20 protein-coding genes are annotated in these 20,984 nt (G+C 62.9%); 5 read left to right on the forward strand and 15 right to left on the reverse strand.

Annotated elements, in window-relative coordinates; genetic code table 11:
* The first annotated feature begins 58 nt into the window (after positions 1 to 58).
* On the forward strand, positions 59 to 592 hold the full coding sequence (locus QMA15_RS22060) for a MarR family transcriptional regulator (protein ID WP_279164004.1): 534 nt from the start codon (positions 59 to 61) through the stop codon (positions 590 to 592).
* 93 nt (positions 593 to 685) lie between these two features.
* On the opposite strand, the gene QMA15_RS22065 is transcribed toward QMA15_RS22060, so the two are convergent.
* From QMA15_RS22065 to QMA15_RS22115, 11 genes are all read right to left on the reverse strand, one after another.
* Positions 686 to 1,462, reverse strand: a complete 777-nt coding sequence (locus tag QMA15_RS22065) for an enoyl-CoA hydratase (protein WP_003941374.1) — start codon at positions 1,460 to 1,462, stop codon at positions 686 to 688.
* Positions 1,462 to 2,355, reverse strand: a complete 894-nt coding sequence (gene mmsB, locus QMA15_RS22070) for a 3-hydroxyisobutyrate dehydrogenase (RefSeq protein WP_279164005.1) — start codon at positions 2,353 to 2,355, stop codon at positions 1,462 to 1,464. The genes QMA15_RS22065 and mmsB overlap by 1 nt, the downstream gene beginning before the upstream one ends.
* A gap of 23 nt (positions 2,356 to 2,378) precedes the next feature.
* Entirely contained in the window at positions 2,379 to 3,437 is a 1,059-nt protein-coding gene (locus QMA15_RS22075) for an enoyl-CoA hydratase/isomerase family protein (RefSeq protein WP_019749206.1), read from the reverse strand.
* Positions 3,434 to 4,594 carry an isobutyryl-CoA dehydrogenase gene (locus QMA15_RS22080; RefSeq protein ID WP_007726145.1) on the reverse strand — a complete coding sequence of 387 codons (1,161 nt, stop codon included), beginning with the start codon at positions 4,592 to 4,594 and terminating at the stop codon, positions 3,434 to 3,436. Before QMA15_RS22080 ends, QMA15_RS22075 begins: the two co-directional genes overlap by 4 nt.
* A 14-nt stretch (positions 4,595 to 4,608) precedes the next feature.
* Complete coding sequence (locus QMA15_RS22085; RefSeq protein ID WP_019749207.1) at positions 4,609 to 6,126, reverse strand: CoA-acylating methylmalonate-semialdehyde dehydrogenase; 1,518 nt, start codon at positions 6,124 to 6,126, stop codon at positions 4,609 to 4,611.
* A 129-nt stretch (positions 6,127 to 6,255) separates the two neighbouring features.
* Positions 6,256 to 6,978 (reverse strand): copper homeostasis protein CutC, encoded by a 723-nt coding sequence (locus tag QMA15_RS22090; protein WP_290286453.1) that lies wholly within the window; start codon positions 6,976 to 6,978, stop codon positions 6,256 to 6,258.
* 1 nt (position 6,979) lies between these two features.
* On the reverse strand, positions 6,980 to 7,759 hold the full coding sequence (nagB, locus tag QMA15_RS22095) for a glucosamine-6-phosphate deaminase (RefSeq protein ID WP_070797126.1): 780 nt from the start codon (positions 7,757 to 7,759) through the stop codon (positions 6,980 to 6,982).
* A complete protein-coding gene (locus QMA15_RS22100) occupies positions 7,747 to 8,988 on the reverse strand; it encodes an N-acetylglucosamine-6-phosphate deacetylase (RefSeq protein ID WP_279164006.1) in 1,242 nt (413 codons plus the stop codon). Before QMA15_RS22100 ends, nagB begins: the two co-directional genes overlap by 13 nt.
* Positions 8,985 to 10,658, reverse strand: coding sequence for a phosphoenolpyruvate--protein phosphotransferase (gene ptsP / locus QMA15_RS22105; RefSeq protein WP_279164007.1), 1,674 nt, complete (start codon positions 10,656 to 10,658; stop codon positions 8,985 to 8,987). Before ptsP ends, QMA15_RS22100 begins: the two co-directional genes overlap by 4 nt.
* Positions 10,658 to 10,927: an HPr family phosphocarrier protein gene (locus tag QMA15_RS22110; protein ID WP_019749212.1), complete on the reverse strand. Its 270-nt coding sequence runs from the start codon at positions 10,925 to 10,927 to the stop codon at positions 10,658 to 10,660. The genes ptsP and QMA15_RS22110 overlap by 1 nt, the downstream gene beginning before the upstream one ends.
* Before the next feature lie 2 nt (positions 10,928 to 10,929).
* Complete coding sequence (locus QMA15_RS22115; protein ID WP_279164008.1) at positions 10,930 to 12,273, reverse strand: PTS transporter subunit EIIC; 1,344 nt, start codon at positions 12,271 to 12,273, stop codon at positions 10,930 to 10,932.
* A gap of 327 nt (positions 12,274 to 12,600) precedes the next feature.
* Between QMA15_RS22115 and QMA15_RS22120 the strand changes: the two genes are divergently transcribed.
* Both QMA15_RS22120 and QMA15_RS22125 read left to right on the forward strand, forming a co-directional pair.
* On the forward strand, positions 12,601 to 12,831 hold the full coding sequence (locus QMA15_RS22120; protein WP_003941324.1) for a PTS glucose/sucrose transporter subunit IIB: 231 nt from the start codon (positions 12,601 to 12,603) through the stop codon (positions 12,829 to 12,831).
* The gene (locus QMA15_RS22125) at positions 12,828 to 13,286 is read left to right on the forward strand and encodes a glucose PTS transporter subunit IIA (protein WP_019749215.1); all 459 of its coding nucleotides are present in this window, start codon (positions 12,828 to 12,830) and stop codon (positions 13,284 to 13,286) included. The genes QMA15_RS22120 and QMA15_RS22125 overlap by 4 nt, the downstream gene beginning before the upstream one ends.
* Before the next feature lie 54 nt (positions 13,287 to 13,340).
* Here QMA15_RS22125 and QMA15_RS22130 read toward each other — a convergent pair whose 3' ends face one another.
* The 3 genes from QMA15_RS22130 to QMA15_RS22140 all read right to left on the reverse strand — a co-directional run bounded on the left by QMA15_RS22130 (position 13,341) and on the right by QMA15_RS22140 (position 17,826).
* Positions 13,341 to 14,090, reverse strand: a complete 750-nt coding sequence (locus QMA15_RS22130) for a GntR family transcriptional regulator (RefSeq protein ID WP_019749216.1) — start codon at positions 14,088 to 14,090, stop codon at positions 13,341 to 13,343.
* Between the two features lie 149 nt (positions 14,091 to 14,239).
* Positions 14,240 to 15,013 (reverse strand): SWIM zinc finger family protein, encoded by a 774-nt coding sequence (locus QMA15_RS22135; RefSeq protein WP_113684080.1) that lies wholly within the window; start codon positions 15,011 to 15,013, stop codon positions 14,240 to 14,242.
* A complete protein-coding gene (locus QMA15_RS22140; RefSeq protein ID WP_279164009.1) occupies positions 15,010 to 17,826 on the reverse strand; it encodes a DEAD/DEAH box helicase in 2,817 nt (938 codons plus the stop codon). The genes QMA15_RS22135 and QMA15_RS22140 overlap by 4 nt, the downstream gene beginning before the upstream one ends.
* 92 nt (positions 17,827 to 17,918) lie before the next feature.
* On the opposite strand from QMA15_RS22140, the gene QMA15_RS22145 reads away from it, so the two are divergent.
* Together QMA15_RS22145 and QMA15_RS22150 are read left to right on the forward strand one after the other, a co-directional pair.
* Positions 17,919 to 18,839 (forward strand): NADP-dependent oxidoreductase, encoded by a 921-nt coding sequence (locus tag QMA15_RS22145; protein WP_279164010.1) that lies wholly within the window; start codon positions 17,919 to 17,921, stop codon positions 18,837 to 18,839.
* Between the two features lie 80 nt (positions 18,840 to 18,919).
* The gene (locus QMA15_RS22150; RefSeq protein WP_279164011.1) at positions 18,920 to 19,621 is read left to right on the forward strand and encodes an HNH endonuclease family protein; all 702 of its coding nucleotides are present in this window, start codon (positions 18,920 to 18,922) and stop codon (positions 19,619 to 19,621) included.
* A gap of 1 nt (position 19,622) precedes the next feature.
* On the opposite strand, the gene QMA15_RS22155 is transcribed toward QMA15_RS22150, so the two are convergent.
* A complete protein-coding gene (locus QMA15_RS22155; RefSeq protein ID WP_290286463.1) occupies positions 19,623 to 20,855 on the reverse strand; it encodes an amidohydrolase family protein in 1,233 nt (410 codons plus the stop codon).
* Positions 20,856 to 20,984: the final 129 nt, after the last annotated feature.

Consider the following 20,984-nt stretch of genomic DNA (forward strand, 5'->3'; position numbering starts at 1 on the left):
TGCGACACACAATCAGACAAGGCACCCGACCGCTTGCCAGCATGGGATGATCGAACTTATGTCTCCCCCCGCGCCGCTCCCCCTCGACCCCATCGAAGAGGCGCATCGTCAGTGGACGAAGCACGGTTGGAGCGATGTCGCCGACGGTATGGCTGCGGTCACGTCGGTGATGCGTGCGCAGCAGATCATGATGGCGCGGGTCGAAGAGGTACTCAAGCCTCTCGGGCTGACCTTCGCCCGCTACGAACTGCTGACGCTTCTCACCTTCACCAGGTCGGGCGCCCTCCCGATGGCCAAGGCAAGCGCCCGACTCCAGGTTCACCCCACCAGCGTCACCAATGCCGTCGACCGCTTGGAGAAAGCGGAGCTGGTCAGACGGGTCCCGCATCCCAGCGATCGACGTGCGACGCTCATCGAGATCTCCGAAGCGGGTCGCGCGCTGGCCCTCGAAGCCACTGAAATGCTCAACAGCAAAGTGTTCGCACACCCCGGACTCCAGCAGGACAAGCTCGAGCAATTGGTGACGATCCTCACTGAACTTCGCAAGACTGCGGGTGACTTCGACACCGGCGGCGCGCCCACCAAGTGGTGAACCGACGACCCGTACACACAAAGAAACTGCCCTCACACTCTCGACGAGTGTGAGGGCAGTTTCAGCTGTTCGAAAGTTCAGCGCTAACGAATTTCAGCGGTGCTTGAACTCGGCGGACCGCTTCTCCACGAACGCGGTCATGCCTTCCTTCTGATCCTCCGTCGCGAAGGTCGAGTGGAACACCCGACGCTCGAAGCGGACGCCCTCGGCGAGTGTGGTCTCGAAGGAACGGTTGACCGCTTCCTTGGCCATCATCGCAATCGGCAGCGACATCTCGGCGATGGTGGTTGCGGTCTTCAATGCGTCGTCGAGCAGATCGGCGGCCGGAACGATCCGGGCAACCAGGCCTGCGCGCTCGGCCTCTTCTGCGTCCATGTTGCGGCCGGTCAGGCACAGCTCCATGGCCTTGGCCTTACCCACGGCGCGCGTAAGGCGCTGTGAGCCACCGATACCCGGAATGACACCGAGCTTGATCTCGGGCTGGCCGAACTTCGCGGTATCCGAAGCGATGATGAAATCGCAGAGCATCGCCAGTTCGCAGCCACCACCGAGCGCGTACCCGGAGACGGCGGCGATCAGCGGCTTACGAGCGGCTGCGACGCGGTCCCACGGGGTGAAGAAATCTTCGACGTATGCGTCCATGTACGTCTTGGACTGCATTTCCTTGATGTCGGCGCCGGCGGCGAAGGCGCGCTCGGAACCGGTGATCAGGATGGCTCCGATGCCGTTGTCCGCTTCGAGGTCGGCAACCGCGGCGACGACCTCGTTCATCAGCTCGGAGTTCAGGGCGTTGAGAGCCTTCGGGCGGTTGAGCGTGATGACGCCGACGCGACCCTTACGCTCGAGGATGATGGTGTTGAAGTCGGTCACTACTGTCCTTCGGTCGAACGGTCACGGATGTCGTTGATGATGGCAGAGAAGTCCTGACCGCCACCGCCCGCGGCGTGGAAGCGACTGTAGAGTTCCGCGGCCTTGAGCCCGATCTCCGCATCGACGCCGTTGTTGCGCAGCGCATTTGCAGCCAGACCGAGGTCCTTGTCCATCAGCGCGACAGCAAAGCCGGGCTGGTAGTCGTTGTTGGCCGGGCTGGTGGGCACCGGTCCCGGTACCGGGCAGTTGGTGGTCAGTGACCAGCACTGCCCCGAGGCGTTGGACGCCACGTCGAAGAGCGCCTGGTTGCTCAGGCCGAGCTTCTCGCCCAGCACGAATGCCTCGCTGATCGCGATCATCGAAATGCCGAGGATCATGTTGTTGCAGATCTTGGCAGCCTGGCCGACACCGGCGTCGCCGCAGTGAACGACCTTGCGGCCCATCACGTCCAGCAACGGTGACGCGGCCTGGAAGTCAGCTTCGGAACCGCCGACCATGAATGCCAGCGTGCCTGCGGTAGCCCCGACGACTCCACCGGAGACCGGTGCGTCGACGCTGCGGTGACCGGCCGCTTCGGCCTTGTCGTGTGCCTCGCGGGCGTCTGCGACGTCGATGGTGGAACAGTCGATGAACAGCGTGCCCGGTGTTGCCACCGGCAGCAGCTCTTCGTACAGACCCAGAACATGCTTACCGCTCGGCAGCATCGTGATCACGACGTCGGCACCGCGAACGGCGTCGACCGCCGAATCCGCTACCGCTGCACCGTCTTTGACTGCCTGCTCCAGCGCCGCGGGTGCCAGATCGAAACCGACGACCTTGTGTCCGGCCTTGACGAGATTGGCCGCCATCGGGCCACCCATGTGACCGAGTCCGATAAATCCAATGGTGCTCATTAGTGATGCTCCTTCGGCGGTGATCAGTTGCCTTGCGGTTGAGGGGTGAGTCCGAGCTCGTTGTCGCCCAGCGGGGCGAAGTAGGCATCGACGGATTCAGCCGTGACATCTTCGAGGGTTGCCGGCAACCACTTCGGGTTTCGGTCCTTCTCGACTACCTGGGCGCGAATACCCTCGACCAGGTCGTGTGAGGCGAGCGCTGCCGTCGAGACCCGGAACTCCTCGTTGAGGACTTCTTCCAAGCTTGCTGCTTCCTTGGCATGTCGCAGGGATCGCAGGGTCACCGACAGTGCAATCGGAGACTTGCCGAGAATCTGCTCCGCTGCCTTCTCCGCCTCGGGGATTCCACTCGCTCGAAGACGCTCGACGATGGTGGAGACGTCGTCGGCAGAGTACGCGGCGTCGATCCAGCTCTGCTGGGCCAACAGTTCCGACACCGGAGCCGGCTCCGCGTACTGCGCCACGGCGTCGGCAACCGAAGACGACGCGAGTGCGGCGATGAACGTCTCGATGTTCTCCGACGGGATGAAGTGATCCGCGAAGCCTGCTGCGATGGCATCGCCGGCGCTCAGTCGCGCCGTGGTGAGCGCGATGTGCGTTCCGAGTTCACCGGGAGCACGCGAGAGCAGGTAAGTTCCGCCCACGTCAGGGATGAAACCGATTCCGGTCTCGGGCATTCCGATCATCGAGCGCTCGGTCACGATGCGAATGTCGCCGTGTGCGGACACTCCGACGCCGCCGCCCATGACGATCCCGTCCATGATTGCGACGTACGGCTTCGGGTAGTTCGCGATCTCGGAATTGAGGATGTACTCCTCACGCCAGAAATCGAGCGAACCGGTCTTGCCGTCCTTGGCGTCGTGGTAGATCGAGACGATGTCGCCGCCGGCGCACAGACCACGCTCGCCGGCGCCCGTGAGTACGACCGCCTTGACGTCGTCGTCGGACTTCCATTCCGCGAGTGCCTTGGCCATCGCCTTGACCATCGAGTGGTTGAGGGCGTTGATCGCCTTGGGCCGGTTGAGGGTGATGAGCCCCAGTCCGTCACGCTTTTCGATCAATACCTCGAGCTCGTCGCTCATGCTGCTCCTTGCTTTCCCTGACCTGATGCGACCACGCTTCGCGCGATGACCACCCTCATGATCTCGTTGCTGCCTTCGAGGATCTGATGAACCCGAAGATCGCGGACGATCTTCTCGATCCCGTACTCAGCAAGATAGCCGTACCCGCCGTGAAGCTGGAGAGCCTTGTTGGCTACGTCGAACCCGGTGTCGGTGGCAAAGCGCTTGGCCATCGCACACAACTCCACGACGTCGGACGCTCCGTCTTCGAGTGCGGCAGCGGCGCGCCACAGCAACGTCCTGGCCGCTTCGAGTTCGGTACGCATGTCGGCGAGCTGGAACTGCAGGGCCTGCGACTCGATCAGTGCCGAACCGAAAGCTTTGCGGTCCACCAGATATGCGACTGCCTTCTCCAGCGCCGCCTGGGCCCCACCGACCGAGCAGGCGGCGATGTTCAGCCGGCCGCCGTTGAGACCCTTCATAGCGATGCGGAAGCCGCTGCCCTCTTCACCGAGCATGTTGGCGGCAGGAACTCGCACGTCTTCGAAGATCACCTGACGGGTGGGCTGCGCGTTCCAGCCCATCTTGACCTCGTTGGCACCGAACGACAGTCCGGGCGAATCCTTGGGCACGATGAACGCCGAGATCCCCTTGGCACCGGCAGATCCGGTGCGCGCCATCACGACGTACACGTCGGAAGTGCCTGCGCCGGAGATGAACTGCTTGACGCCGTTGAGGATGTAGTCGTCGCCGTCACGAACGGCCTTGGTGCTCAAGCCCGCAGCATCGGAGCCAGCGCCGGGTTCGGTGAGGCAGTAGCTGCCCAGTTGATCCATCGAGCAGAGTCCGGGGACCCACTTGTGGCGCTGTTCGTCGTTGCCGAACTGGTCGATCATCCACGTGACCATGTTGTGGATGGAGATGTACGCGGCGATCGACGGATCGCCCTTGGCCAGCTCTTCGAAGATCCGGGCAGCGTCGACGCGGCTCAGCTCACTGCCGCCCACGTCTTCACGAATGTAGATACCGCCCATTCCCAGGGACGCCGCCTTACGGAGGACGTCCACCGGGAAATGCTTGGTCTGATCCCACTCCACTGCGTTGGGCGCCAGATGCTCGGCCGCGAAGTCGCGGGCAGTGTCACGAATCGCCCGCTCGTCATCGGTCAGAGTAAACATGGAAGGTAGTCCGATCAGTTCATCGTGGGGATGACGAAGTGATTGGTCTCTTCCTTCTTGCCGGAAGGCCAACGCTGCGTCACCGTCTTGGTCTTGGTGTAGAAGCGGAAGGAGTCGGGACCGTGCTGGTTCAGGTCACCGAAGCCGGAGCGCTTCCAGCCACCGAAGGTGTGGTACGCGATCGGGACCGGGATCGGCACGTTGACGCCGACCATGCCGACGTTGACGCGAGCGGTGAAGTCACGCGCGGTGTCGCCGTCGCGGGTGAAGATGGAGACGCCGTTGCCGTACTCATGTTCGGTCGGAAGACGCAGTGCCTCTTCGTAATCGGCAGCGCGAACCACCTGAAGGACAGGTCCGAAGATCTCTTCCTTGTAGATGCGCATGTCCGAGGTGACGTTGTCGAACAGGGTTGCGCCGGCGAAGAATCCACCTTCGTGGCCTTCGAGGGTGAAGCCGCGGCCGTCGACGACTGCCGTTGCGCCTTCGTCGATGCCGATCTGCACGTAGTTGTTGACGCGGTCGAGGGCATCCTGGCAAACGAGCGGTCCGAAATCGACGCCTTCGTCGTCACTGCGACCGATCTTGAGCTTCGCGACGCGCTCCTTCAGCTTCGCGACAAGAGCGTCCGCGGTCTCCTCGCCGACGGGAACGGCAACCGAGATGGCCATGCAACGCTCACCGGCACTGCCGTAGCCTGCACCGATCAGGGCGTCGGCAACCTCGTCGAGGTCGGCGTCCGGCATGACGATGGCGTGGTTCTTGGCGCCACCGAAGCACTGTGCGCGCTTGCCGTGAGCTGCGGCCGTCTCGTAGATGTACTGAGCGATCGGCGTGGAGCCGACGAAGCCGACAGCCTTGATGCGATCGTCGGTGAGCAGGACGTCGACAACTTCCTTGTCACCGTTGACCACGTTGAACACACCCGCAGGCAGTCCGGCTTCGAGGAACAGCTCAGCCAGTCGCAGCGGGACGGAGGGGTCACGCTCGGAGGGCTTGAGGATGAAGGCGTTACCGGCGGCGAGGGCGGGGCCGGCCTTCCACAGCGGGATCATCGCGGGGAAGTTGAAGGGCGTGATGCCTGCGACGACGCCGAGCGGCTGACGCATGGAGTACACGTCGATGCCGGTGCCGGCACTCTCGGTGAATTCACCCTTGAGCAGGTGCGGAGCGCCGACGGCGAACTCGATGACCTCGAGGCCACGCTGGATGTCCCCCTTGGCGTCGGCGACGGTCTTGCCGTGCTCGGACGAGAGGAGGCGGGCCAGAGAATCCATCTCGGCCTGAGCGAGCTGCAGGAACTTCATCAGCACGCGGGCGCGCTTCTGCGGGTTGTATGCTGCCCACACCTGCTGCGCCTCTTCGGCATTGGCGATGATGGCTTCGGTCTCGGCCTTGCTCGCGAGGGGGACGCGGGCCTGCACCTTGCCGGTGTTGGGATCGAACACGTCCGCAAATCGATCAGATGTCCCGGGAACACGCTTGCCACCGACGAAGTGCGTCAACTCGTGAACCGTCGCATTTTCAACCATTGTGCTAACCCGTTCCTTGCTCGTATGGACCGCCCAGGAGGCAGCAGTGAATATGTCTACCATCCTATAGTTGGATGTCCATGTATGTCTAGAGCCCAAGGGCTGTGCGCCTTTATTAACCGCGGGGGGTTAATAAAGGCGCACAGCGCGGAGCGCGGCTGCCGCTTCCTGCGCGACTACTGCATCGGTGACGTCGTATCCGTCCGATCCCCCGCCCGGGCCACCGGACACCGCGACAACCTTGCGTGCCGAGAGATGCACCGCATCGACGCCGACGGCGGCGATTGCCGGGATGTCGTCGACGGTTATTCCGCCACCGGCCATGATCTGGATCCGGCCCGCGGCATGTTCGACCATGCGACCGATCTCGTCGAGACCCTCGCTGCAGGTATCCGCACCCCCGGACGTCAGCACGCGGGTCACGCCCAGGTCGATCAGTTCGTCCAGCGCGGTCAGTCGGTCGGCCACCACGTCCATCGCACGATGTACCGTCACATCGACCCTCGCACGGTCCACGCATCCGATGATGCGACGCAGCACCACGGTGTCGATCGTATTGTCTTCTGTCAGCGCGCCGACCACGATGCCGGAAGCTCCACCGGCCACGGCCGCACGTACGTCGTGCTCCATCACCCACACTTCGTCGGGTGAGAACACAAAACCTCCGGCGCGCGGACGGATCAGCGGGTGAACCGCGATCCCCACTTCCGACGTTGCCTCGATCACTCCAATGCTTGGCGTCAATCCCCCCGTCGGACCGAGCGCCGCACACAACTCGACTCGAGTCGCTCCTACCGAACGTGCGATCCTCGCCCCCCGCACGTCCTGCACCGCCAGCTCCAGAACCGTCATGTCAGAAGGACTGCCACGACGGCTTGTGCTCGAGCGCATACCGGTAGTAGTCGGCAAGTTTGAGCGAACTGGCCGCAGCTTCGTCGATCACGACGGTGACATGGCGATGCAATTGCATCACCGAAGCCGGGCAGAACGCAGACAACGGACCTTCGACGGCAGCGCCGATCGCATCGGCCTTACCTTCTCCGGTCGCGATCATCACCAGATGCCTTGCATCGCTGATGGTTCCGAGGCCCTGGGTCAGCACGTGGTGTGGGACGTCGTCCACCCCGTCGAAAAAGCGTGCGTTGTCGATCCGGGTCTGCTCGGTCAGCGTCTTCACGCGAGTTCTCGAGGTCAACGACGATCCTGGTTCGTTGAAGCCGATGTGACCGTCGGTGCCGATGCCGAGCAACTGCACGTCCACTCCCCCGGCCGCCGCGATGCTCTGGTCGTATCGTGCGATCTCTTTCTCCGGGCACGGTGCTTCACCGTTGGGACTCGACACCATCGCCGGATCCAGATTGACGTGATCGACGAACTCCGACCGAATCACCGAGTAGTACGACTGCGGATGGCGTTTCGGCAATCCCAGGTACTCGTCGAGCAGAAACGCCCGAGCCAGCGAGAAGTCGAGTTCGGCATCGCGATGCCTCGCTGCCAGTTCACGATAGGTTCCGATCGGCGACGACCCCGTTGCAAGCCCAAGCGTCGTCGCCCCGGCTCTGACGTAGCCTTCGACGATGTCCGCGACGGTCGAGTCGACCTCCGCGGGTGTCGGCTGAATTACGATTTCCATGATTTTTCCTTTCCGGCGGCTTTTCCGCCGAGTAGTACACGCCCCAGGCGCAATTGACGATCGGTGACCACGATGTCGGCTCGGCAGCCCACGGCCAGCGATCCGATCAGGTCGCCAAGTCCCAGCAGACGCGCTGGGCTCCGAGTTGCCGCTGCGACAGCGTCTTCCAGCGCGACGCCGCCGTCGAAGACAGTGCTGCGAAGCACGTCGAGCAATCTTGCAGTCCCTCCGGCGATGGCACCGGAACTGCCGTCGGTGGTCGCGAGTCTTGCTACTCCGTCGGCAACCGTGACGTCGAGCGCACCGAGTTGGTAGTCGCCGTCGTCCATTCCGGCCGCGGCCATCGAATCACTGACCAAGGCGATCTGGTCCGGTCCGACAGCGTCGAAGACCATCGACACGGTCTCGGGCGCAAGATGCACACCGTCTGCGATCAGTTCCACCACCATCTCGCCTCTCGCGGCAGCCGCCAGGCACGCCGCGACGGGACCCGGAGATCGATGGTGCAGGGGTGGCATCCCGTTGAAGAGGTGGGTTGCGCTGATCTGACCGGCCCAATCCCCGTGCACCGCAGCATCGATGCGCGTCGATGTCGTTGCCGCGTCCGCATCGGTGTGACCGAAACTCGGCACGATATTGCGATGACGCATGATCGCGAGCAACTCTTCGAAGTTCTCGGTCTCGGGCGCCAAGGTCATGGACCGCACGGTCCCCCGCGCAGCGTCACAGACGGCTTCGAGAAGGTCCGGATCGCCGGGCACGATCGCCGCCGGATCCTGGGCACCGCAGCGAACGCCGTTGATGAACGGCCCCTCGAGGTGGATACCCAGAAGTTCTCCGCGTTCGACCAGATCGGCGAGCATCGTTGCTTGTCGGACCAGATCTGCGCGCGGTGCAGAGACCAGGCTGGCCAGCATTCCGGTCGTGCCGTGCTCACCATGGTGCGCCGCAGCGCGGCTCGCACCATCGGCGTCGGTGTTCGGGAAACCAGCACCAGCTGCGCCGTGGCTGTGGACATCGATCAGGCCGGGCATGATCACCGTGTCGGTGCGTTCCGGAATGACGACGACCGGTGCGGACGCCATGTAGTCCGCAGCCGAGCCGACCCAGCTGATCTTCTCACCGTCCGCGACCACAACTCCGTCGTGAATCTTGCCGATCGGAGATCCGATCACCGTTCCCCGCAGTACGAGCGGATCGCCGACAGCAGCCGAGCCTGATGTACTCATGCTGACTCGCGAATCCGCGCGACAGCTGCTCTACCCTCGAGCGGGTTTCGCGCGCCCCGCGCCGCAGCGGCCATGTCCTTGCACACCGCCAGATCGAGAGAGGCCAGTTGCGCGCGAACTGCGCCCAATGCCGGGACCGACATCGACAGACTCGTCACGCCCAAACCGACCAGAACCGGAGCCAACAGCGGGTCCGACGCGGATTCTCCGCACACACCAACAGGTTTCCCGGCGTCGGCGCCCGCCTGACCGACCATCGCGATCAGATCGAGGACCGCCGGCTGCCACGGATCGAGCAGTTGCGCCAGGCCTCCGGCCATACGATCCACGGCGCAGGTGTACTGGCTCAGATCGTTGGTGCCGATACTGACAAAATCGAGGTGCTCGAGGATATCCTTCGCTCGCAACGCTGCAGCCGGAATCTCGATCATTGCTCCGACCTTGCCGATCCCCCGCGAACGCGCAAGTTCTGCAAAGTCTTTCGCCTCGTCGGCAGTGGCTACCATCGGCGCCATCACCCACAGATCGGCGCCCGTCGCGTTGCCTGCAGCCGCGAGGGCGTCGAGCTGACTGATGAGTGTGTCGGGATAGACCGTGCCGACACGAAGTCCGCGGATACCAAGGGCCGGATTCTCCTCGACCCCGAGATCGAGAAACGGCAACGGCTTGTCCGACCCCGAGTCGAGAGTGCGGACCACCACTTTCTGTCCGGCGAAGTGCCCGAGCACCGACGAATACGTCTGCGCTTGCTCCTCCACCGAAGGTGCGTCGTGGCGCCCGAGATACGAGAATTCGGTGCGGAACAGTCCGACGCCCTCACAATCCGCCGCCCCGGCCCGCGCGGCGTCCTCGAGGGTTCCGATGTTGGCCGACAACCTCACCGCGAACCCGTCACGCGTGCGTCCTGGACCATGGGCCGAAGCCGACTGCTCTGCCACGAACGATGCTTCGAGAACAGCGCGCTCGCGCATTTCTGCCGAGGGATCGATGGTGACCGTCCCGGTGGTGCCGTCGAGGATGAGGAGTTTTCCCTCCGCCAGCAGATCGGTTCCCGAGCAGTTGACCACGGCCGGGATTCCGAGCGACTTCGCCAAGATTGCGGTGTGGCTGGTCGGACCTCCTTCGGCAGTCAACAATCCGACCACGTCACTGTTGCCCAACGTCGCTGTATCTGCCGGAGCGAGGTCGCGCGCCACCAGGATGTACGGATGACCGGGAGCGGGGATTCCGGGCATCGGTTCCCCGCGAAGAACGGCCACGGCTCGCTGCCCGAGATCGCGCAAATCCGTTGCCCGCTCGGCCATGTACCCACCGAGCGCCGTGAGCTTTTCACAGAATGCGTCGAAGGCAACTGCGACGGCGTGTGCGGTCGGCAGCCCCGATTCCAGGTTCGCCTTGGCCGCCTTCACGATGCCCGCATCGCGCGCCATCGCAGCCGACGTCGTCAGGATCTCCGCCGATACGCCGTCGACTGTCTTTGCACGCGAGAGCAGTTCCTCCGCGACGGCGTCCAGTGCCTCACGGATCCTGATCAGCTCCGCCTCGGGACTGCCGGTCATCGGGTCCGACGCCGAAGTCGGCTCAGGTGTGGAGAATCGCAACCACGGCGCACAGACCGAACCCGCGCTCACTCCGATACCCGCGATGCGGTTGTCCACACTCGCCGTCATCAGGCTTCGTCCAGTTCGGAGGCGAGAAGCTCTGCGAGCGAACCGACCGCAGCATCGGCGCCGTCACCGTCAGCACGCAACGTCACCGAATCCCCAAATGCGGCTCCGAGAGTCATGACAGACAACATGCTGGAGGCGTCGACGGGTTCGCCGTCGCCCAGCGAGATGGTGACGTCGACCGGCAGGTCGGCCGCGGCGCGCGCGAAGAGCGCTGCGGGTCGTGCGTGGAGCCCGACTCGGGATCCGATTGTCGTGGTTGCGATCGCCATGGTCAGCGTCCTCCCAGTTCCTTGTCGAGCTTGTTTTCCAGTTCGGCGACGAGCGGGGCGTCGGTGCGGCTGTCACCTTCGGCAGCCAGTGCCAGTTCGGCCTCGAGCAGCGCGGCGTCGGGCTCACCTGCGGACACCTCGACCTCTTCTTCTCGTCCCGGCGTGCGCAGATTCCACTTCTTGATGACGAAGCTGAAAAGGAAGTAGTAGATCACGGCGTAGCCGAGTCCGATCGGGATCAACATCCATGCGTTGGTGGCCTTGCCGAAGTTCAACACGTAGTCGAAGAAGCCTGCGGAGAACGTGAATCCGTCGTGAATCCCCAGCGCATTGACCAAGGCCATCGACGTTCCGGTCAGGAGCGAGTGGATGACGTACAGCGGCCACGCGACGAACATGAAGGAGAATTCGAGCGGCTCGGTGATACCGGTGAGGAAAGCAGTCAGGCCGGTGGAGAGCATGATGCCGCCGACGAGCTTCTTCTGAGAAGGCTTGGCGTTGCGCCAGATTGCGAAGGCTGCAGCGGGGAGGGCGAACATCATGATCGGGAAGAAGCCGGTCATGAACGTGCCGGCAGATGGGTCGCCGGCGAAGAACCGGTTGAGGTCGCCGCGAACGATCTGTCCGCTCGCGTCCTGGTAGTCGCCGATCAGGAACCACACGGCGGAGTTCAAGATGTGATGCAAGCCGGTGGGGATCAGGAGGCGGTTCGCTGCGCCGTAAATGCCGCCGCCCACAACGGTATTGGAAGCAACTGCTTCACCGACCCAGTTCAATCCGGAGTTGAACAACGGGTACACGAATGCCATCAGGACACCGACGACGAGACCTGTGATCGCTGTCAGAATGGGAACGAGCCTGCGCCCGTTGAAGAATCCGAGATAATCGGGAAGCTTCGTTCGATAGAACCGCTGCCACAAGATCGCCGACAGCAAGCCCATCACGATGCCGGCGAGCACACCGTAGTTGATCAGTGATTGATCCCCGTTCGGGTCGGTCTTCCCTTCGAGGACGATGGGCGACATCGCCTTGAACACTCCGTCGATCACCATGTAGCCGACGACGGCTGCCAAGGCAGTCGAGCCGTCGGCCTTCTTGGCCCAGCCGATTGCGATACCGACGGCGAAGATCAGCGGCAGCCACGTGAAGACTGCTTGTCCTGCCGCAGAGATCACTGCAGCAGCACTGTGCATCGAACTGAATCGCCCGAGCAGGTCGTCCTGGCCTAGGCGGAGCAAGATTCCCGCAGCCGGCAGAACGGCGATCGGAAGCATCAAGCTTCGGCCGAGGCGTTGAACCCCGGCGAACACTTTCGATTCCTTCTTCGGGGTGTCTTCGAGAGTCATCAAGGACCTTCTTCGTTCGCCGGGCCGCGTCGCGATCGGCCGCTGGTTCTGGAAATTCGGGTGTCGTGCACGTGCAGGTTTCGTGAAAATGCAGGTCACGGTTCATGCTCGGAAGTGAGGGCAAAACCGTTTTGTCGAAACTGTTGTGGAGCCGGACTTCCAACGGGTACTGTCCGGTCATAACCAGTTGTAGTTTTACCTGGTCGAGGCGAGTTGTCAACACCCAAATGTGACATACGTAACCGGGATAGCCTTGACCAGCAACTAGTCAGCCCACCTGTACGACCGTTCAACGATCACGACCAACCCGACAATCAGGAGCAGCAAATGTCGAAAGCGGAAGCAATCATCAAGGGCCTCGGCGGCGCAGAGAACATCGTCGAGATCGAGGCTTGCATCACCCGCCTGCGTACCGAGGTCAAGGACGGAGCGAAGGTGAACGAGTCCGCCCTCAAGGCTGCCGGCGCACACGGCGTACTCAAGGCCGGAACGGTTGTCCAGGTCATCGTCGGGCCCGAAGCCGACACCCTTGCCGAGGACATCGAGGACATCCTGTGACGGTCGTCCTCGCCCCGCTGCCCGGCCGGGTCGTCGCACTCGCGGACGTCCCGGACCCGGTTTTCGCTCAGCAGATGGTCGGCTCGGGCGTCGCGATCGAACCCGCCCGCGGTCAAGGCCCGCTCACGGTCGTGGCGCCGATCAGCGGAAAGATCCTGAAACTTCACCCCCACGCGTTTGTGATCTTCGGCGAGAAGGCCACCGGTGTGCTGGTCCATATCGGCATCGACACGGTCAAGCTCGAAGGCGACGGATTCACGCTCATCGCCGCCGAGGGTGACACCGTCGATGCGGGTGATCCCATTGTCAGCTTCGATCCAGCGCACATCGACACGACCGGCTACTCGGCGATCTGCCCGGTTGTCGTGATGGATTCCAAACCGGACACCGTCGAATCCCCTTCCGTCGGTGGGGACGTCGCCACAGGCGACACTCTGTTCGACTGGTCGGCGTAACGCAAAGGGCGAGCACACCGGAAGGTGTGCTCGCCCTTTCGTTTCGAACGATGGCTATTGGTCTCCGCGCGTTTTGGGCCGCGCCTGGCCCTGCACTTCCATCTGCAACTGGTAGCGGTCGGATCGGTACCAACTGCGAGTGTGTTCGACCGGCGCGATCTCACTGAACGACACTCGATCGAAGTACAGAACCGGCGCGCCTTTACGAGTGCCGAGGAGAGTCGCGATCTCCGTACTGGCACCATCTGCACTGACAGTCTGCTCTGCCCGGTCGATCGGCTTGTCGTACTTGTCAGCGGTCGCCCGGTAGATCGAACCCGTCAAGTCCATGTCGAGTAGACCAGGCAACAGTTCCGGATTGAACCAGCCGTCGTCCACACTCACCGGCTCGCCGTCGGCGAGGCGCAAGCGCTTGACGTGATAACCCTCGGAACCCGGTCTCATATTCAGTGCGGCAGCAGTGCTTTCGGGGACCGGCCCCTGCTCACTGACCAGGACCACTGTGGTGGGGTGATGCCCCTGGGCCCTCATCTCCTCGGTGAACGACGCAAGGTGCAGCTTGGACTGAACAGCGCGGTGCGCGACAAAGGTGCCCTTGCCACGCACACGCACGAGGTGTCCGTCATTGACCAACTGGCCGATGGCCTCGCGAACAGTGATCCGACTGACGCCGTAGTCCTGCATCAGGTTTCGCTCGCTGGTCATCAAGTCGCCAGGCTGGAGTTCTTGGGTGCACTTGCGCAGGAGAATGGTGCGCAACTGCTCATGTTTGGGTATTGCGCTGTCGCGCAAATGAACGGGCATCACAGCGACTGTCCCTCCGAGAAATGAATAGTCGTCTATTCGCCGACGATAACGATCTGAAATCGCGGGCAGGTCCCGACCGGACCGGTCCAATTAACGATACTGGAATTCACGGTAGGAAACTAGCATCAGTCCGGAGTTGTCCGATTTCAACCGTCCAACCGTCGGTAGATGGACCGTATTTCGTCCAAGGCGACGTTCTGCTGAGCCATGTCCAATCCCAGTGCCGCAACCGCCTCACGCAGACGGCGGATATCCAGATCGTCGATCGCCGGTCGAAATTGCACCTTCGGTAGCGCGGGGAGGGCAGCAGCGATTCCGAACCAATTCTCGACGTCGACCGGAACAGTCGACTCGTCCTCCACTCCCCCGATCAACTGCTCCAGGTCGACCCCGCGAAGTCTCAGCAACCTCAGCGGATCGGTGTCGATTCGCTCGGCAGTCAAGAACGCCACGGCCGCAGCATGTTTGCACGGCCAGCCGATATCGGGGCAGGTGCAGTCGAAACGGAAAGCCGACGGGCCGTCCGGTATCAGTTGGGCAGCAAGCATGTCCGGGACAGTGCCGGACACCAGCGCGGCAAGGCTTCCCGGCACTCGGCGGATTTTAGTGATGATGTCGTCGATATCCGATTGATCAAGGGTGTCGATCGACAGCGTGGAAACGAAAGGTTGAAGTTGGCTGCCCTGAACCTCGGCCGTCACCACTCCCGGTTCGATGTCGAGCGCCAAAACCTGACCCGAACGCGCATACGTACGCCCACGCGTGACACGAGGTTTGTCGCCGATCTCTTCGACGACGCGGACAAAAGCCTTGCCCCAGAACGTTCTCCCGAACGCTGGACGAGGCTTAACCGGCGCGGGTGCTCGCCGTCGGGACCCGGTGTACTCGCTGAAATCGGGGCCCTTACCGCGCGGACTCATTCGCCCACCGCGTCGTCGCCGAGTCGCAACAACTCGTCCAATTGCTCGACGCTCATCTCCGTCACCCAGTTCTCACCGGTCCCGACTGCAAGTTCGGCGAGTTCACTTTTACTCGCGATCATCGTGTCGATTCGCTCTTCCAAAGTTCCGACGCACACCATCTTGCGGACCTGCACGTTCTTTCTCTGACCGATGCGGAAGACACGGTCCGTCGCCTGGTTCTCAACCGCCGGGTTCCACCATCTGTCGAGGTGAACCACATGGTTGGCTGCTGTGAGATTCAGGCCGGTGCCGCCGGCCTTGAGCGAGAGCACCATGATGGGCGGACCGTCTGCGCCTTGGAATGCCTCGACCATCGCGTCGCGTCCAGCCTTGGACACGCCGCCGTGGAGAAACGGAACCTCGGTGGTGAACCGGTCGGCCAGGTACGGCACCACTAATTCCCCGAACTCACGAAACTGTGTGAACAACAGAACCTTCTCGTCGTCGGCCGTGACCGACTCGACGATATCTTCGACCAGGCCAAGTTTTCCCGAACGGTGTTGCCCGCGGCGCATCACCGGCGAACCGTCGCGCAGGAAGTGCGCCGGATGATTGCACACCTGTTTGAGTTTGGTCAGCGCAGACAGGACGGCGCCTTTGCGCTTCATCCCTTCCGTTCCCTTGATCTGCGCCATCATCTCGTCCACCACGGCGCGGTACAACGCCGCCTGTTCCTCACTGAGATTCGCTCGAACCGTCATCTCCAACTTCTCCGGGAGATCCGCGATCACGGAGGGATCGGTCTTGACCCGTCGCAGCACAAAGGGGGACGTGACGGCTCGCAGTCTCGAGACGGCAAGTTGATCTTTTTCCCGCTCGATCGGCACGACAAACCGTTTGCGGAACATCTGCTCAGAGCCGAGTACCCCGCGATTGGCAAAATCGAGGATGGACCGCAACTCGTCCAGCCGGTTCTCCACCGGCGTTCCGGTCAGAGCAACGCGATGGTCCGCAGGAATGCTGCGAGCAGCGCGGGCCTGAGATGTCTTGGCGTTCTTGATGTGTTGAGCTTCGTCAAGCACCACGCGCCGCCAGTCGAGATCCTTGAGCGCCGCGACGTCGCGGGTCATGAGCGCGTAGGTGGTGATCACTAGATCACTCTCACGAACTGCCTGTTCCAACTCCGCCCCGGTAGCGCGATCCGAACCGTGATGAACGTAGACGCGCAAGCTCGGCACAAATCGCGCCGCTTCACGCTGCCAGTTTCCCACGACCGACATCGGGCACACCAAAAGTGTTGCTGTCTTGGACTTCTCGTGCGCAAGTAACGCCAACAGTTGCAGCGTCTTACCCAGACCCATGTCGTCGGCCAGTACCGCGCCGAGCCCGAGGGCACTCATGTACGCCAACCAGTCGAGACCGCGTCGTTGGTACGGACGCAAAGTCGCGTTGACCGTCGACGGTACCGCGACCTGCCGCGGAGCTACCGACTGATCGAGCAGTGCCGAAGCCCATCCGGTTGCCTTCACTTCCTCGACCGGCAGGTCTTTGAGGTCGTCGGCGATCAAATCCTTGATCAGATCGACAATCGCTCGGTCCCCGCTCGAGTGCCGCTGACTGACAAAACGAGCCGCGCGGGCCAGGACGTCTTTGTCCGCCTGAACCCACTCGCCGCGCAACTGGACCAGATCGGACTTCGCATCGACCAGTCGGGTCATTTCCTCGGCGGTGAGCACCTTGTCTCCGAGCGCCAATTCCCAATCGTATTCCAGCAATTGGTCCATACCGACCGTACGATTCTCCGCAACGATCGGAGACGCCGCCGAGGTCACCCGCACACGCAGGGATGGAGACACCACGTTCCAGGCACGCGGAAGCAGCAGCGTGATCCCTCGCTCTCGCAGGACTATCGCGCCGTGTCCGACCAGGTCCATCACGACAGGAGTGGGCAGCAACAGGTCGAGACTGTCCTCGTCGCGCGGCACGTCGCGAAAACGTGGGTAAGCCTTGATCGCCTCTTCGAGTTTGCGGCTGCCGAGCTGGATACGTTTGGGATCTGCCCGGTGCAGTCGAACACGTTCGGGCGCTTCACCTTCGGGACGCAAACACACGTGCAGACGCCACAGCGCATCGTCGTCGGGATCGGAATTGTCGTCGAGTTCAGGCTCGATCAGCCGCAGAACCAGGTCCGGCTCTCCGGCGGTGAACGTCGACCCCCATTCGGCGAGTCCCTCGGCCGCTCGTACCGACACGTCGTCGAAAGCGTCCCCGGACAACACGGCCTGCCACAGCGGGGTCTGCACCACCGGATGCGAGTCACCGAGAACACGACGGACGATCGGGTCCGTGAGTTCGTTCGTGATGTCTTCGATCGTCGCCCTCGGCGAGCCGACTGACCGCTGCACCGGCGGCATGGCCATTACCAATTCGCCGATCCAGGCGCGCTGGCGTTCCCCCACCGACAACTGCCACCGCGGCCACCAACTACCCTCGGCTCGCGTCAGCGCCGGCACCACCCGGCCGGCGCGCACCCAACGGTCGATTCCTCGCGCCACGTGCACGAGAAAGTGCAGGTCTCCCGCGATTCGCTGGTCGTCGGCCTTGAACCGCAGCAGGAGATCGACTGCGTCCGGCGGCGCCAACGCAACAGCTGCGTACTCACTCTGCAAAGGCCCGCCAGGCACGGGCGGCATAGCGACATTCACACGATGACGGAACTTACGATGCAGGACAGCACTGACCGGATCTCGCGGATCGTCGGTTCCGGCACCGTCGTGCCCGTCGACCCACAGTTTGAGCCCCGATCCCGGTGACCAGAGTCCATGCAGCATCCGACCATCCAATCAGGTGCCACCGACACCGCTCTTCGACACCACCCTTCCGGACCGTCCTTCCGATCTGGCTGGGCAATAGGCTGGCAGTCATGACGACGGCATACGGCTTCACCGAGTACGGCGGACCCGACACACAGTCCTACTTCGACGTCACCCTGCCCCCACCGGGTGCCGGCCAACTGCTGGTGTCGGTCCGAGCGGCGGGCGTCAACCCAGCTGACTGGAAAGTTCGCGCGGGTACTCGAAAAGATACTGTCCCGGTGACGCTGCCTGCGGTTCTGGGCCGCGAAGTGTCCGGTGTTGTCATCGGAGTAGGTCCGCGGGTCACCGAGTTCGAGGTCGGCGACGAAGTGTTCGGCGCTACCGCTACCGGCTTCGGCGGCTACGCCGCGTCGACATTGCTCAACGTCTCCTCGGCAGCACACAAGCCGCCGACCGTGTCCTGGGCCGATGCCTCGGTGCTGACGGTTGCGGCGGGAACGGCTTACGACGCTCTCCACGGTCTGGATCTGAAACCCGGGGCAACACTCCTGCTCCTCGGTGCCGGCGGCGGCGTTGGTCGAAGCACGACCGCGATTGCGGTGTCTCGAGGCATCGACGTCATCGGCGTCGCGAGTGAGTCCAAGCGAACCGCGATCGAGGGAGCGGGAGCACGGTGGGTTGCGTCGGGAGACGCCTTCGCAGGCGAAGTGTCCGCGTTGTCCCCAGACGGAGTGGACGCGGTTTTCGACCTGGTCGGCGGGGACACTCTCACTCGCGGCGCTGAGCTCGCCCGATCGGACGCGCCGATCCTGAGCATCGCCGATCCTCTGGCGGCGAGCCGACTCGGCGGAGGTGGTGTCGAACGCCGAAGAACTACAGCAGTATTCACGGAGGTCGCGGCGCTCGTGGCCGACGGGACCCTCGACCCGTCCGTGTCCGGCCGTTACCCATTCTCCCGCGCTGGGGAAGCGCTCGCTGCAGTCGAAGACGGCCATTCAGCCGGCAAAGTGGTGATCGAGTTCGGCTGATTTCTGTCGGCCCCCGATGGTTCAATCACGGTCTACGACGGGCGGCGTTGAATCACCGTCTACGACGGACGGGGGCACAGGTGGTTGCACGGTTATCTGCGATCCTGTCGACGCTCGCGCTCGTATGTCTCGTCGCGTCCTGCGGATGGTTCGGGGACGAGCGTCTCGATTCGGCCCCGGGCAGCCCGACACGATCGGAACTGGAAGAGCTGCTGTCCCGGACCGCGATTGTCGACAACCGACCACATCCGGGTGGATACGAGCGCGGCTGCGGTAACGGCGAGGCTTGCGTCTTCGGCCCCGCTTGGTCCGACGACCAGGACGCACCTGGTGGCCACGACGGGTGCGATACCCGCAACAACGTTCTGGCCCATGATCTCTCGGACGTGGTGTTCAAACCTGGAACACGTGACTGCGTCGTACTGTCGGGCGCGATGACCGACCCGTACTCCGGTGATCGCATCGAATTCGAACGCAGCCAGGCCAAGTCCGTCCAGATCGACCACGTCTTCCCACTCGCCGCGGCTTGGGACTTCGGCGCGAACTCCTGGACGCCCGCGCTTCGGATGAGGTTCGCGAACGACACGTCACTGAACCTGTTGGCCGTCAACGGCCCCGACAACCAGTCGAAAGGCGACAGCACGCCCGGTGAGTGGTTGCCGCCCAATCCTGCATACCGATGCTTTTACGCCGGCAAGTACTTGACCGTCGCGATTTCCTACGGCTTACCGGTCAGCCGGGCGGATCACTCGGCGTTGACAGAACTCGCCACTCGCTGTTGAGCTACCGGCCGTCCTTCACCACTCGACCGCTCTGAATGACGAGTGCGATGCGCTCACGATCGGCGAAGATGGACGGATCCGTCAACGGATTGCCGCGGAATGCAACGAGGTCGGCGAACTTGCCGACTTCGATGGTGCCGACCTCGTCGGCGATACCGAGAATGTCGGCGTTGATCCGGGTAGCGGAAACCAATGCGTCCATCGGGGTTTCGACCTTGGCGCGCAGGACTAGCTCCATTCCCCGGCCCGTTTGATCGGTACCGATGAGGTCCGATCCCAATCCCACTCTGACGCCGGCATTTCGAGCAGCAAGAAGCCCGTCGATCTGACCCTGCATCATCTGACCGATCCGAGCCGAAATCGATTCGGGTAGACCTGCTGACGCCGCGCTGTCCGAGAGTGCCTGCACCACAGCCAACGTCGGCACCAACGCGACGTCGTGCTCGGCCATCAACTTGGCAGTCTCGTCGTCGATACCTGAGCCGTGCTCGACGCATTTCGCGCCGGCAGTGACAGCGTTTCGGATTCCCTCGTTGTTGTGGGCATGCACCGTGACATAGGTACCGCGCGCATTGGCTTCCTCGACGGCAACTTCGATCTCGTCGACCGTGAACTGGGTATCGGTGAGCTTGTCATGAGTGGATACCACTCCCCCGGTGACACACAGTTTGAGGAAGTTCGCACCCCTGCGGAACGTCTCGCGAACGTTCTTTCGCATTTCGTGCGGACCGTCGGAAAGCAGAGACATACAACGTAATCCGGGGATGTCATGATCGGACCAGTCCGAAGTCGGCTCCCACTCGGCCGCCAGGTGTCCGTGTCCACCGGTCTGGCACTGGATCGGGCCGCACTGAATGATCCGCGGACCCGGAATCTTGCCCGAGGCGACAACTCCGGCGAGTCCACCGTCGATTCCGCCGCAGTCACGAACAGTGGTGAATCCCCCGTCGAGGGTCGATGCGCAGGTCGCGAACATGTCTGCAGCGAGCTCGGCTACCGAGATCTGACGCCGCAGACTCGGTGCGAGATCGCTCGATCCACCGAGATGAACGTGCGCGTCGATGAGGCCGGGAGTGATTGTCAGCCCGGTGCAGTCCAGCAGCTCCGCCCCCGCAGGCGGCGTTCCACCGAGTGCACTGATGCGGCCATCTTCCACGGCAACAGCGCAGTTCTCGATCGGGTCGGCGCCCGTGCCGTCGATGATCGTTGCACCGGTCAGCCATACGACAGACATATTGAATGTTCCTCCGACGTGTACCGATCGCCGGAAGATTCCGCCGACATACCGAATAGGGTTCGGTTAGTATGATGCATACCGGCTCCCGAAATCAAGGAGTTGTCATCAATCGATCAAGTCCGAGAT

Origin of the sequence: Rhodococcus sp. APC 3903 (assembly GCF_030407755.1) — a bacterium.
Classification (GTDB): domain Bacteria; phylum Actinomycetota; class Actinomycetes; order Mycobacteriales; family Mycobacteriaceae; genus Rhodococcus_F; species Rhodococcus_F erythropolis.